This window comes from Mycobacterium sp. NGS26, from assembly GCF_059813025.1.
This window is the reverse complement of the sequence record NZ_JCALDU010000001.1, coordinates 734309-746825: the sequence shown is the minus strand read 5'-3', so window position 1 is coordinate 746825 and position 12517 is coordinate 734309. Positions and strand designations below refer to the sequence as shown.

Annotated in this window: 13 protein-coding genes and 1 tRNA gene; 10 read left to right on the top strand and 4 right to left on the bottom strand. The window is 67.0% G+C overall.

Features of this window, described 5'->3' with window-relative positions; all coding sequences use genetic code 11:
• Nucleotides 1-47: 47 nt before the first annotated feature.
• Entirely contained in the window at nt 48-1241 is a 1194-nt protein-coding gene (locus tag AC5Y6X_RS03550) for a cytochrome P450 (protein WP_014710942.1), read from the bottom strand.
• Nucleotides 1242-1324: 83 nt separating this feature from the next.
• On the opposite strand from AC5Y6X_RS03550, the gene AC5Y6X_RS03545 reads away from it, so the two are divergent.
• Nucleotides 1325-1906, top strand: a complete 582-nt coding sequence (locus tag AC5Y6X_RS03545) for a TetR/AcrR family transcriptional regulator (RefSeq protein ID WP_014710943.1) — start codon at nt 1325-1327, stop codon at nt 1904-1906.
• 57 nt (nt 1907-1963) lie between these two features.
• Here the strand turns inward: AC5Y6X_RS03545 and AC5Y6X_RS03540 are convergent, their stop codons facing one another.
• Together AC5Y6X_RS03540 and AC5Y6X_RS03535 are read right to left on the bottom strand one after the other, a co-directional pair.
• A complete protein-coding gene (locus AC5Y6X_RS03540) occupies nt 1964-2275 on the bottom strand; it encodes a hypothetical protein (protein WP_131806047.1) in 312 nt (103 codons plus the stop codon).
• 59 nt (nt 2276-2334) lie between these two features.
• Nucleotides 2335-3708, bottom strand: coding sequence for a rolling circle replication-associated protein (locus tag AC5Y6X_RS03535; RefSeq protein WP_224097131.1), 1374 nt, complete (start codon nt 3706-3708; stop codon nt 2335-2337).
• A 302-nt stretch (nt 3709-4010) separates the two neighbouring features.
• On the opposite strand from AC5Y6X_RS03535, the gene AC5Y6X_RS03530 reads away from it, so the two are divergent.
• The 5 genes from AC5Y6X_RS03530 to AC5Y6X_RS03510 all read left to right on the top strand — a co-directional run bounded on the left by AC5Y6X_RS03530 (nt 4011) and on the right by AC5Y6X_RS03510 (nt 6802).
• Nucleotides 4011-4078: transfer RNA gene (locus AC5Y6X_RS03530), tRNA-Phe, on the top strand.
• Between the two features lie 257 nt (nt 4079-4335).
• Nucleotides 4336-4593: a ribbon-helix-helix protein, CopG family gene (locus tag AC5Y6X_RS03525; RefSeq protein ID WP_324673759.1), complete on the top strand. Its 258-nt coding sequence runs from the start codon at nt 4336-4338 to the stop codon at nt 4591-4593.
• Complete coding sequence (locus AC5Y6X_RS03520; protein WP_324673760.1) at nt 4580-5011, top strand: type II toxin-antitoxin system VapC family toxin; 432 nt, start codon at nt 4580-4582, stop codon at nt 5009-5011. Before AC5Y6X_RS03525 ends, AC5Y6X_RS03520 begins: the two co-directional genes overlap by 14 nt.
• Nucleotides 5012-5260: 249 nt before the next feature.
• A complete protein-coding gene (locus AC5Y6X_RS03515) occupies nt 5261-5962 on the top strand; it encodes a M15 family metallopeptidase (protein ID WP_499984558.1) in 702 nt (233 codons plus the stop codon).
• A 27-nt stretch (nt 5963-5989) separates the two neighbouring features.
• Nucleotides 5990-6802: a class I SAM-dependent methyltransferase gene (locus AC5Y6X_RS03510; RefSeq protein WP_499984557.1), complete on the top strand. Its 813-nt coding sequence runs from the start codon at nt 5990-5992 to the stop codon at nt 6800-6802.
• 2 nt (nt 6803-6804) lie between these two features.
• Here AC5Y6X_RS03510 and AC5Y6X_RS03505 read toward each other — a convergent pair whose 3' ends face one another.
• Nucleotides 6805-8343, bottom strand: coding sequence for an amidase (locus AC5Y6X_RS03505; protein ID WP_499984555.1), 1539 nt, complete (start codon nt 8341-8343; stop codon nt 6805-6807).
• Between the two features lie 151 nt (nt 8344-8494).
• Here AC5Y6X_RS03505 and AC5Y6X_RS03500 point away from each other — a divergent pair, with 151 nt between their 5' ends.
• The 4 genes from AC5Y6X_RS03500 to AC5Y6X_RS03485 are packed head-to-tail and all read left to right on the top strand — an operon-like array spanning nt 8495 to nt 12479.
• On the top strand, nt 8495-10072 hold the full coding sequence (locus AC5Y6X_RS03500) for a methylmalonyl-CoA mutase family protein (RefSeq protein ID WP_499984553.1): 1578 nt from the start codon (nt 8495-8497) through the stop codon (nt 10070-10072).
• Nucleotides 10073-10507, top strand: a complete 435-nt coding sequence (locus AC5Y6X_RS03495; protein WP_499984552.1) for a cobalamin B12-binding domain-containing protein — start codon at nt 10073-10075, stop codon at nt 10505-10507.
• Complete coding sequence (locus AC5Y6X_RS03490; protein WP_499984550.1) at nt 10492-11448, top strand: LLM class F420-dependent oxidoreductase; 957 nt, start codon at nt 10492-10494, stop codon at nt 11446-11448. The genes AC5Y6X_RS03495 and AC5Y6X_RS03490 overlap by 16 nt, the downstream gene beginning before the upstream one ends.
• Nucleotides 11445-12479, top strand: a complete 1035-nt coding sequence (locus tag AC5Y6X_RS03485; protein WP_499984547.1) for a CaiB/BaiF CoA transferase family protein — start codon at nt 11445-11447, stop codon at nt 12477-12479. The genes AC5Y6X_RS03490 and AC5Y6X_RS03485 overlap by 4 nt, the downstream gene beginning before the upstream one ends.
• Nucleotides 12480-12517 lie beyond the last annotated feature (38 nt).

Below are 12517 nucleotides of genomic sequence, written 5' to 3'. Positions count from 1 at the left end.
CGCGGGAATGGCGCCGCCCCAGCCGCTCTGCCTGACGCGCAGTTCGGCTAATTTGCCGACCACGAGATAGGCAAAGACATATAGCCCCGGATGAGGCCCGACCGCAGGCGCTGCGCGTTCTCTAGGTCGACTTCCCAGTTGGGCACTCGGGCCAGCAGGGCGCGCAACGCTATCCGGGCCTCCATCCGCGCTAATGACGCACCGAGACAGAAGTGGATACCTCGGCCGAACGCCACTTGATGTTCGGGTTTGCGCCCGATATCGAACACGTCGGGATCAGCAAACACTCGTTCGTCACGGTTAGCCGAGCCGAACAACAGCAGCACTGAATCACCGACGGACATCGTGACGCCATGCAGCGTGACGTCGCGGGTCAGAGTTCGTGAAAGTCCTTGCACCGGTGAGTCATACCGGAGGAGCTCCTCAACTGCGGGACCAAGCAAGTTGTCATCGGCGACTAGTCGTCGGCGAATGTCGGGATCGCTCGCAAGCACTACTGCGGCGTTGCTGAGCAGGTTCGAGGTGGTCTCATGGCCTGCGATGAGCAGCAACAGGCAAAAGCCAAGGAGGTCCTCGTCAGTAAGACGCTTTCCGTCGATCTCGGCGGACACCAAGGCCGACATCAAGTCGCCGCGCGGTTCGCGTCGACGCTCGGCGAGGAAGTCGGTGAAGTAGGCATAGACGGCCGCAGCCGCGGCCAGCCCCTCGCCCATCTCACCGCGCGCCGGATTGGACTGGACCATCGTGGTTGACCACTGCCGAAACTGTGCGCGGTCCTCGCGAGGAATGCCGAGCAAATCAGCGATCACCATGGCCGGCAGGACGGCGGCAAAGTCGGCGGCAAAGTCAACCGACCCTGCGCCCCGGTCAAGGCAATCTGATAAATCCTCCGCCAGGTCCTCAATCCCACTACTTAACGCCGCGATGCGCCGCGGGGTGAACGCCTTGCTTACCAACGCGCGCAGCTGATCGTGTCGCGGGGGATCCATCAAAATCATCATGGGCAAGAACGATGCGTGGAAATCTGAGCCCGGTGGAGTTGGAAATATGCCGTCCACGGATGAGTAGGTGTGATGGTCAAGCAGCGCGCTGACGACATCTTCGTGGCGACTGAAAACCCACGTGTTGGAATCGGCTGCGCGATACAGCGGGGCTTTGTCGCGCAGCTGCCGGTAGATGGGGTAGAGATCGTCCTGAATCGTCGCATCGAACGGGTCGTAGCGAAGTTGCACCGTCGTCATCTGAGCTCCTACCGCTGTGAATCTAATTATACGGCTGTCTAATCCAGTAGTTTAGACTGTAAGTCCAACCGAGAGGAGCGTCAATGCGCGAGGTTCCGCGAAAAATTGCCGACCGCCTGCCGCCGGCGGCGGCACTTTTCGCAGACCGCGGGCTCAACGACACCAAGATCGAAGACGTCGCCGCCACCACCGGCATCGCCAAGGCCACCCTTTACTACTACTTCGCCGGCAAAGAGGAAATACTCGCCTTCCTCCTCGAAGACGTCCTACAGCAAGTCGCGCACGAGGTCGCCGCAGTCGTGGAGGCAGAAGGCTCCGCCGCTCAGCGCCTGCACGCAGTCATCAGTGCCCAGCTGCGCGTGATGGCACAGAGACCCGCCGTCTGCCGCGCTCTCATCGGGGAACTGGGCCGCGCCGCCCGCATGCCCGTCATCGCCGACATGATCAGCGCCGCATACTTCGCACCCGTCGAGACGTTACTTCGCGCTGGCGCCGGCGACGGCTCACTCGTGACCCTCGACAACCCAGCAGTTGCCGCGATCGCGCTATTCGGTGCCGTCACGACCAGCGCACTGACCTACCTAGTGCTTGACGATGCGCTCGACGAAGATCGAATTGCCAGAACAATTCACGACCTCGTTTTTGTCGGTTTACGACCGCGCTAGCCGTCCCCCGCACCGCGTGGACGGTAGTGCGCAGCTGAGCATGGCCCGCGACTCGGACTATCCGGAGCATCCAGGCGACGCGGGGTCGTCGGAGTGAGCTACAGACAGCGCGTGACGCAGCGGATGAAGTACGGCTGGCCCACCCGTATGCACCGCCAGCCGCAGCTGCTCAATGACTGTGTGCACCTGACGTCGCTCTTCAGTGTCGGAAAGTCCGAATTCATAAAGCTCCCAACGATATTTATGATCCTCCAGCCGCAGGAGTAGCTCGTTGATCACGTTGTCCAGGTCCATCTGCTCAGCGGCCAATTCCTGATGATTCCTCGGCCGCTCACCATCCGGCAGGCGCGGCGACAGTTCGATGGTCACGTGCTAAGCGTATGTAGCCGGTTGCTGCAATGCGACGGTCAGAGGTGAATTGCGTTAGATCACTTACGGCCCGCGAGTTGTTCGTCGCGCACCGCCTTCGCCCGATCCGCCGATAACGCTGCCGCGAGCTGGGATGCGAACGCTGGTCCGTCGTTCACAAGGGCGTAGCCACCCGCGAAGCCGCCTTGGCGGCAGAGAAGTCGCCTCCGACAGACGTTGCGGTGGCGTACTTTGCCAGTCTTGGAGTTTGTTCGTTGAACTGCGACGCGGGTCATTCGCGGAACGAGTGCGGTGGGGAAGCAGTGGGTGCAATCGCTATGAATGGCCTGTGAGCGAGACCACCGACGGATGATCCTTCGGGCCGTCAGGTATGCGTCCTGGGCGATCTCAACGACTGCGGTTGCTCGTTCCAACCCGTGGACCCCCCAAAAGCGACCCGGTCCGCGGCCCGGCCGCCGCCAGGCCTCCGGAACGATGTGCTGGTATTCCTTGTCGCCCAATCTATTCGGTGATGAGTGCTTCGTGAAGTAGATCGCCAAGCGTTTGGGGTCGCAAGCACGCAATCCGTTGAGGCTGTCGATAGCCGTACCGGCGCGCAAGTGGCGTGTGCGTTGTTCAGGGTCGGGATGGGCGACGACTTCCGCCCATTCCTGCGACAACCATTCGCTGAACCTACGGCCTGATCGACCGACGGTATACGGGGGAGCCATCCATAGGTGAATGTGTGGTGCGCCGCGGCGTTGAAATTCCATCTTCCAGATGTAGCGCGCTGGTTCACCCCATTCGCGCTGAAATCGTTTGCGCCACAGCATCATATGTCGCTTTACGCTGGCTCCATCGGGTGCGACCGATTCCCAGTCGCCGGGGTAGGTCAGCGTGACCATCGCGGGTACCCGTCCGCTTTCCACCATCGGCGTGTAGTCCAGCTCGGCGAAGGTGCGGCACATCGCCGCACGCGACTTGCGGGACCATTCGGTGATCGCACGGCCCGACGGGTCAGGCACATCACGACCGGCCTTTATGCGGTCTACCTCGCCCGCTACGTCCTGCATGTGCTGGCCCACGGTCCGCTCAGATGCCTTCTCCGCGCGAACGGGATTGGTCCAGCCGAGACGGACGACGCCCGGGCCGATCGTGATCCGGAATCGCCCGCACTCAGGTTCGACATCCAGCCGGTCCCGTCCATGCGCCCATGGTTCGGCCGGTTCGAACAGCGCCGCTGCCGAGGCCACCATGTTGGGCCTCGGGAACCGCAGCCCCAAGGCATCCGAGGCCGACAGTTCCGCATCAACAATGCCGTCGACGGTGTCGCGGACACTTTTGGCGCATATAACAAGCCCGTTGGTCCCAGCCGGAACACGGTCTACGCCGCTCCCGCCGTCCGACCGACCGCTACCGCTCTCGCGCCCTGCGGCCTTGCCGGCCTCGGGCACTCGCGGTCTACCGGCGTCCGCCGCTCCGTCCGTGTTCCGGCTGGCCGTTCGGGTTGTGTCCGGCCGAAGGGTGAGTCGCTCCGCAATCGAGCTCGTTGAATGCGCGCTCGACCTCGTGATGCCGGGCATCGGGTACCTGCTCCCCGGGAGCCCCCAGCGCGCATCACTGAGTGACGGGCGATGAAGGGTCCCTTGTCGGGAGTGCTGTCACCGTGTCCGGTCTGTGTCCGATCGCCGGACGAGCAGCCTGCGTCAGACGCGCTCAGCGCGGCGTATTTGACGTATGGGAGTCATTAAACCGCAGGCCAGCGGCCGTTCCATCCACCTGAAAAGCGGAAGGTCGGCGGTTCGATCCCGCCCCTGGCCACCACGATCACGGACCTCCGCCGATTCCCTCGCGCGCCAGGCGGTCGCGCATCGACGCGTGCGGAAAACGCCGGCACCGAAGGGCTTGGGAACTACCTAGTCTCGTACGCCATCCAACGGTTGTGCCCTGAGCGCATTCGGCCGCCGCGGAACTCGGCAGGACTACTACTTAATTACTTGCGCTGACCTTGCGTGCTCGCTTCAGGTGTTGATGCCTCCTCGACGCGTCTTAACATCAGACACTGATGCTAAGATGCCAACGTGAGGACGACGATCCGCATCGACGACGACCTGTACCGCGAGGTGAAGGCGAGGGCCGCCCGCTCGGGACGGACCGTGGCCGCCGTCCTCGAGGACGCGGTCCGACGCGGCCTCAACCCGGCGGACCGCGCGTCCGGGCGTAGGTACACGGTCCGGCCGACGGGAGCGGGAGGACTTCGCCCCGGCGTGGATCTCACCTCTAACGCTGCGATCGCGGAGGCGATGGACGAGGGCGTGCCGTTCGATGCTCTGCGTTGACGTGAATGTCCTCGTCTATGCGCACCGGGCGGACCTTCCTGAGCATGCGAAGTACCGGCCGTTACTGGAGCGGCTCGCCAACGAGGATGAACCGCTTGGCCTGCCCGACGCCGTCCTCAGCGGCTTCGCGCGAGTAATGACCGCCCGTCGGATTTTCAACAAGCCGACCAGCTCGCCGGAGGTATGGCAGGCCATCGACGCGCTGCTAACGGCCCCTGCCGCCGTACAGCTTCGCCCCGGCGAGCGCCATTGGCCGCTGTTTCGCCGGCTTGCGGGAGACATCGACGCGCGCGGCAACGACATCACCGACGCCTATCTCGCCGCCTATGCGCTTGAGAACAACGCGACCTGGATCAGTGCCGACCGCGGATTCGCCCGCTTCCAACGTCTCCGGTGGAGCCACCCACTCGATCTCTAGCAGTAGTGGACCGGGCCAGTGTAGCGGAATCGTGTACCTGCCGGCGCGCCGCGCGGCGCACGCAAAGCACTTGGGGCGCAGCGAAATCCAGCACTCCCTACCCCGCGGATGTCAGGCGTTCAGCGGACGAAGGCGGCAGTGGGCGCAATGCCAGGCCGCCGGGCGCTTTGCAGAAGCACTCAGCGGAAGTTTCGCAGTGATCGGTGTGGCTCATGCGATCCGGAAGTAGCCAACCGGGACAATGGTCGAATGTGTCGCTTGCGGCGGTTCTGTCTGTTCGTGTCCGCGGCGGGTCTGGTCGCGGTTTCGGGTGCCGCGGCCGCGCAGGCCGACCCCAACGTGCCGCCGGTCAGCGACGCGGCGCGTGCGGCCGGATTCGTCGACGTTCGGACCGTGGTTCCCGATGCCGTGATCGACCTGCGCTACGCGACCACGAACAACTTCACCCACACCCAGTTGTATCCGTCCGACGCCCGGTGCCTCGTGCACCAATCCATGGCCTCGGGCCTCGCGACGGCCGCGACCGCGCTGCGTCCCCAGGGCCATCTGATGGTGTTCTGGGACTGTTACCGGCCACACGACGTTCAGGTCAGGATGTTCAACGTGGTCCCCAACCCGGCCTGGGTCGCCCGTCCGGGCCCGTATGCGCACAGCCACGAGTCGGGGCGTTCGGTCGATGTGGCCTTCACCAGCGTGCAACAGCAGTGCCCGCCCGAGCGGCAAGCCGACGGGCTGTGCCTGGCCGACATGGGCACCGACTTCGACGACTTCTCCCCGCGCGCAACGGCTTTCGCCACCCAGGGGGTAAGCGCCGACGCCCAGGCGAACCGGGCGCGGCTGCGGGACGCCATGAAGTATGGCGGTTTGACCCCGTACTCCGGGGAGTGGTGGCATTTCGACGGTCCCGGCGCCGGCGCCGACCGCCCGATCCTCAACGTCCCGGTCGACTAGCGATCACCGCCAGTAAGCTTCGACACCATGAGCGACGGGCGTCCCGCCACCTACACGCACGGGCATCACGAATCGGTGCTGCGCGGTCATCAGCGCCGCACGGCGGAGGACTCCGCGGCCTACCTGCTGCCCCACCTGATGCCGGGATCATCGGTGCTCGACATCGGCTGCGGGCCCGGGACGATCACCGCGGACCTCGCCGCCCGGGTCGCGCCGGGCCCGGTGACGGCCGTCGACCAATCCGCCGGCGTGCTCGACGTCGCGCGCGCCGAGGCCGAGCGGCGCGGCTTGTCCAACGTCTCGTTCGCCACCGCCGACGTGCACAACCTCGACTTTGCCGACGACACATTCGATGTCGTTCACGCTCACCAGGTGCTGCAGCACGTCGCGGATCCGGTAGCCGCGCTGCGCGAGGCGCGCAGGGTGTGCCGCCCGGGCGGAACGGTGGCGGCCCGCGATGCCGACTACGCCGGATTCATCTGGTTTCCGCGGCTGCCGGCACTGGACCTTTGGCGCGACCTCTACGGGCGGGTGGCTCGCGCCAACGGCGGCGAACCGGATGCGGGCCGGCGGCTGTTGTCGTGGGCCCTCGAGGCGGGATTCGATGACGTCACGCCGACGGGCAGCCTGTGGTGCTACGCGACGGCCGAGACCCGCGACTGGTGGGGCGGGATGTGGGCCGACCGGATCCTGCATTCCGACCTGGCGCGCGACCTGTTGCAGCTGGGCCTCGCGACCGCCGCGCAGCTCGAAGAGATCTCCGCGGCGTGGCGGGCCTGGGCCGCGGCCCCGGACGGCTGGTTGGCGATCCCGCACGGTGAAATCCTTTGCCGGGCATAGCCTTACGCTTCAGTGGCCGGGGCCTCGGGGAAACCGCCGCAGAGGGATTCGAACGCGTCGGCCACCCGCAGCACGGTCGCGTCGTCGAATCGCTTGCCCACGAGCATCATTCCGACGGGTAGCCCGCCGACCAGACCGGCGGGCACCGAGATCGCGGGGTGGCCCGTGATGTCGATGGGCGCGGTGTTGTACGCCTTGCCGAGGGCGCGCCCCAGCAGCGCGACGTCCTGCGGGTCGCCCGTCGGCAGCGTGTCGGCCGTACCGGGCACGGTGGGCATCGCCAGCACGTCGTATTGGTCGAGCGCCGCATCGTAGGCGGCCCGCACGCGGGGCAGCAGATTGCGCGCCTTCGCATAGGACACGCCGCCAAGTGTTCTCAGGCCGTAATGCCCGCACAGCGCCGTCGCCTTGACCGTGTTGGCGCACTGATCGGCCGTCGCGATGCGCCGTTTTGCGAAGTGCGCCATGAGTTCCGGGTCGTACAGCCCGTCCGCGCCGAGGCCGTACGCGTTGCCGTCCAGCATCTGGTAGGTGGTGCCGTCGGTGAAGATGACGGTGAAGACGTCGATGGCGTGGCGGTGCCAGGGCACGCTGATTTCGCCGACGGCGCAACCGATCTCGGTGAACCGCTGCGCGGCCGTCCGCACCAGGTCGTCCACCTCCGGCATCGAGCCGGGCTGCCCGAAGCCCTCGGTGACGATGCCCACCCGCAGCCCGGCCACGTCACCGGTCAGCGTGGCGCCGTAGTCGACCGTGGCCGCCTCCACGCGCTGGCGTGGGTCGTGGCCGTCGGGCCCGGCGAGCACCGTGAGCAGAAGCGCGGCGTCGGCGACGGTGCGAGTCAGGGGACCGAGGTGATCGATGGTCCGCTCGATCGGGAATGCGCCGGTGTAGGGCAGCAGCCCGTGGGTCGGCTTGTGCCCGACGACCCCGCACAGCGCCGCCGGGATCCGGATCGACCCGCCCTGGTCGCCGCCGAGGGCCAGGTCGACCGCGCCGGCGGCAACGAGTGCTGCGCTGCCACTGGACGACCCGCCGGTTTCCCGGGCGGTGTCCCACGGGTTGCGCACCGGGCCGGAGGCGGAGGTGAAGCTGGACCCCGAGGCGCACAGGTCCTCGCAGACGCTCTTGCCCGCGATGGTCGCCCCGGCGGCGAGCAGCCGCTCGACGACGGTCGCGTCGCGGCTCGGGACGAAACCCTCCACCGCGCGCGATCCGTTCATCATCGGGATGCCGGCGACCGCGATGTTGTCCTTGACCGCCACCGTCCTGCCCGCCAGCGGCCCGTCGGAACCGGAGGCGATCTCGGCGGTGACATACCAGGCGCCGAGCGGGTTTTCGCCCGGCGCCGGGAACCGGTAGGCGCGCTCCGGGGCCCGCGGGCGCGCGAACGTGTCGTACAGCTCGTCGACGGCGTCGTAGGACCTCAGCATGTGGTCCACCACCGCCAGATACTCCCGTCGGGCACCGGCGTCGAGGTGGAAGCTGAAGTGGTCGGCCGCGGCGTCGATATCCGCCGCCGATGGCCTGGAAACCGTCATGTCGACCTCCGCGTCGTTTCGGCCCTCGCGCCCAGCAGCTTAGAGTGCACCCAGCGATCCGCGGCGGACAACCCGCCGCACGTACACCCGTTTGTCCAGGTCAACATGGTGGTATTGGCATTCTCTTTTTTTGCAAGTACGTTATTCATCGATGGATAACGCGGCACAGACCCCATCGGGCATCCCGCTGCGCCCCGTCTACGGGCCGGCGGATATCAGCGCGGAACCTCCACCGCCCGGGCAGTTCCCCTTCACGCGCGGCAACTTCGCGTCCGGCTACCGGGGCAAGTTGTGGACGTTTCGGCAGTACTCCGGGTTCGGCACCGCCGAGGAATCCAATCGCCGGTACCGATACCTGCTCGAACAAGGGGGGACGGGGCTGTCGGTCGCGCTCGACCTGCCCACCCAGTGCGGCTACGACTCCGACGACCCCGAGTTCGGCGAGGAGGTCGGGCGGGTCGGCGTCGCGGTGGACTCGCTGGCCGACGCCGAGATCCTGTTCGACGGCATCCCGCTGGACAAGATCAGCACGAGCATGACGATCAACGGCACGGCGGCGATCCTGCTGGCATTCTATGTCGCGGCGGCCGAGCGGAAGGGGATACCGCGAGCGAAGCTCACCGGGACCATCCAGAACGACATCCTCAAGGAGTACGCCTCCCGCGGGACCTGGATCTGGCCGCCGGAGCCGTCCCTGCGGCTGATCGCCGACACCATCGAGTTCTGCGCCGCGGAGGTCCCGAGATTCAACGCGATCTCGGTGGCCGGGGCGCACTTTCGCGACGCGGGCGCCAACGCCGTGCAGGAGATGGCGTTCACCCTGGCCGACGGCGTCACCTATTGCGACACCGTGGTGGAACGCGGGCGGATGACCATCGACCAGTTCGCGCCGCAGATCTCGTTCTTCTTCTATACCCACGGCGACTTCTTCGAGGAGATCGCCAAATACCGTGCGGGACGGCGACGTTGGGCGACGATCGTGCGGGAACGCTACGGGGCGACGACGGACAAGGCGTCGATGTTCCGCTTCGGCTGCGTGTGCGGCGGCGCGTCGCTGTTCGCCCCGCAGGCGCACAACAACGTGGTGCGGGTGGCCTACGAGGCGATGGCGGCGGTGCTGGGCGGCGTCCAGTCGATGTTCACCGCGGCCTGGGACGAGCCGTTCGCGTTGCCCACCGAGGAATCCACCACGCTGGCGCTGCGCACCCAGCAGATCCTGGCCTACGAAAGCGGCGTGGCCAGCGTCGCCGACCCGCTCGGCGGCTCCTACTTCGTCGAGGCGCTCACCGACGAAACCGAGGCCCGCATCATCGAGATCATGGACGACCTCGACCGGCACGGCGGCATGGTCAGCGCGATCGAGGACGGCTACCTGCAGGGGCTCATCGCCGACGAGGCCTTCCGGATGCACCAGGACATCGAAGCCGGCACCCGGCCCGTCGTCGGGGTCAACCGGTTCGTGACCGAGGAGCCGCAACACGATGTCGACACCTACGAGCTCGACGCCGAGGGCCGCGATCTACAGCTCAAGCGGCTCTCGAAGGTGAAGGCCGAAAGGGATTCGGCCGCAGTGAAATCCAGCCTGGACGCGCTGTCGCGCGCCGCCGAGGGAACCGACAATCTGATGCAGAAGCTGATCGACTGCGCCAACGCCTACTGCACCGTCGGCGAGATGGTCTCCGCGCTCAAAGCGGTGTGGGGCGAATTCCAGCAACCGGTGGTGTTCTGAATGGCCGTGCGGGTTCTGGTTGCCAAGCCCGGCCTCGACGGGCACGACCGGGGGGCCAAGATCGTCGCCCGCACCCTGCGCGATGCTGGCTTCGAGGTCATCTACACCGGCATCCGGCAGCGCATCGAAGACATCGCGTCGATCGCGGTCCAGGAGGACGTCGCAGTGGTGGGCCTGAGCATCCTGTCCGGCGCCCACCTGACGCTGACCCAACGCACCATCGAGGCGTTGCGGGCGGCCGACGCCGGCGACATCGCCGTCGTCGTCGGCGGCACCATTCCGCACGCCGACGTGCCCAAGCTGCTGTCCGCCGGCGCGGCCGCGGTATTTCCCACCGGGACACCGCTCGACACGCTGGTGCGCGAGATCCGCGCGCTGACCGGCGCTCCCGAACCCGCTTCGACAGAAACAGAGGAAACGTGCGCATCGGAGTGATGATCGGCGCCGAGCGCGGCGATATGGCCCGCAAGGTGCACAAGCTGGCCTCCGATATCGAATGGGCCGAATCCGCGGGCCTGGACACCGCGTGGATGCCCCAGGTGCCCGACGACTTCGACTGCCTGACCATGGTGTCGCTGATGGCCGCGCACAGCGCGCGCATCGAGCTCGGCACCGCGGTGGTGCCGCTGCAGGCCCAGCACCCGATTGCCCTTGCCCGACAAGCGCTCTCGACGCATGCGGTGGCCGGTGGACGGTTGGTGCTGGGCGTCGGGCCCTCGCATCACTGGATCATCCGGGACATGCTCGGCCTGCCGTATGACAAGCCCGCCGCCTACACCCGCGACTACCTGCAGGTGCTGGGCGCCGCCATCGCCGGCCCGGGACCGGTTGACGTCGAGAACGATTCGTTCAGGGTGCACAATCCGCTCGCGATCGGGGCCGACACCCCGATGCCGGTGCTCGTCGCCGCGCTGGGGCCGGTGATGCTGCAGCTTGCCGGTGAACTCGCCGACGGCACCGTGTTGTGGATGGCCGACGAGCGCGCGATCGGCGAGCACATCGCGCCGAAGATCACCAAGGCCGCCGCGGATGCGGGACGCCAGGCGCCGCGGATCGTCGCGGGTATCCCGGTATGCCTGTGTGCGCCTGCACAAGTCGACGAGGCCAAGGAGCGGGCCAACCGCATCCTCGGGGAGGCCGAGGTGTCGCCGAACTACCAGCGGCTGCTCGAACGCGGCGACGCCCGCGATGTCGGCGACCTGTGTGCGGCCGGCGACGAGGGGGAGATCCTGGCCCGGATGCGACGATTCGCCGACGCCGGTGTGACCGATTTGTCGGTGCGGCTGCTGCCCATCGGCGACAACCGGGACGAGCTCGTCGCCTCCAAGCGCCGAACCCGCGAGATGATCGCCACGCTCGCGACGGAGTTGCGGTGACGGGCGGCGGACCGCTGGCGGGGATACGGATCCTCGAGGTCGGCACCATGCTGGCCGGCCCGTACGCCACCATGCTGCTCGCCGATCTCGGCGCCGACGTCACCAAGATCGAGCCCCGCGGCGGCGAGATCTCCCGCGGCGTCGGCCCCAGCTACTTCGCCAGCCTGAACCGCAACAAGTCCAGCATCTGCCTGGACCTGAATTCGCAAAGCGGACAGCAACACCTGGGCGAGCTGGTGTCGCAATCCCACGCGCTGCTGGTGAACCTGAAACCGTCGGCGATCCGCCGGCTGGGCCTCACGTATGACGCGTTGCGGCGGCACAACGAGCGGATAGTCTGCGTGGCGATCACCGGCTTCGGCCTGCACGGCGGCGACGACCCGGCGTTCGACTACGTGGTTCAGGCGGGCGTCGGCACCGCCGCGCTGACCGGCGACCCGGACGGCCCGCCGACGCTGCCGGGCTACTCGTCGGCCGACAACTCCACCGGAATGTGCGCGGCGCTGGGGCTTTTGGCCAAGATCATCTCCGGCACCGGCGGACAGGTGGATGTGTCGCTGCGCGACGTGATGCTGTCGCAGCTGAACTATCACGCCTCCGCCTACCTGAACGACGGCGTCGAGCCGCAGCGGCATCCACACGGCGCACACTCGTATTACGTGCCGGCTCAGCTGTTTCCGACCGCCGAAGGGTATCTGGCGCTGTTCATCACGCACGACGGCTTCTGGAAATCGTTCGCCGCCGAGGCGGGCATCGGCGGCTTCGAAACCATGGCGGAGCGGGTGGCCCGCCGCGACGAGGTGCTTGCCGTCGTCACGGCGATGCTGGCGACCGACAGCGCGCCCGGCTGGGAACGACGGTTGCGTCCGCTCGGCGTTCCCGCGGCGGCCGTCAGGACGCTGTCCGAGGCGTTGAAGGCGACACCGGAAGCGGTTGTGACGGCGGGCGATTTCCGTCTTGTCGGCAGTCCGATCAACGTCTCCGGCTATCAGCCCGAATACCGTCCGCCGCCGGAGCTGAGCGACGGCTGACCGTTCGACTGTGAACACCGGTTTCGAGCGTGCATCCA

What these genes read in the sequence shown, in the direction of transcription:
- AC5Y6X_RS03550 (WP_014710942.1), bottom strand. Translation starts at nt 1,241, where the DNA reads ATGACGACGGTGCAACTTCGCTACGACCCGTTCGATGCGACGATTCAG.
- AC5Y6X_RS03545 (WP_014710943.1), top strand. Translation starts at nt 1,325, where the DNA reads ATGCGCGAGGTTCCGCGAAAAATTGCCGACCGCCTGCCGCCGGCGGCG.
- AC5Y6X_RS03520 (WP_324673760.1), top strand. Translation starts at nt 4,580, where the DNA reads ATGCTCTGCGTTGACGTGAATGTCCTCGTCTATGCGCACCGGGCGGAC.
- AC5Y6X_RS03515 (WP_499984558.1), top strand. Translation starts at nt 5,261, where the DNA reads ATGTGTCGCTTGCGGCGGTTCTGTCTGTTCGTGTCCGCGGCGGGTCTG.
- AC5Y6X_RS03510 (WP_499984557.1), top strand. Translation starts at nt 5,990, where the DNA reads ATGAGCGACGGGCGTCCCGCCACCTACACGCACGGGCATCACGAATCG.
- AC5Y6X_RS03505 (WP_499984555.1), bottom strand. Translation starts at nt 8,343, where the DNA reads ATGACGGTTTCCAGGCCATCGGCGGCGGATATCGACGCCGCGGCCGAC.
- AC5Y6X_RS03500 (WP_499984553.1), top strand. Translation starts at nt 8,495, where the DNA reads ATGGATAACGCGGCACAGACCCCATCGGGCATCCCGCTGCGCCCCGTC.
- AC5Y6X_RS03495 (WP_499984552.1), top strand. Translation starts at nt 10,073, where the DNA reads ATGGCCGTGCGGGTTCTGGTTGCCAAGCCCGGCCTCGACGGGCACGAC.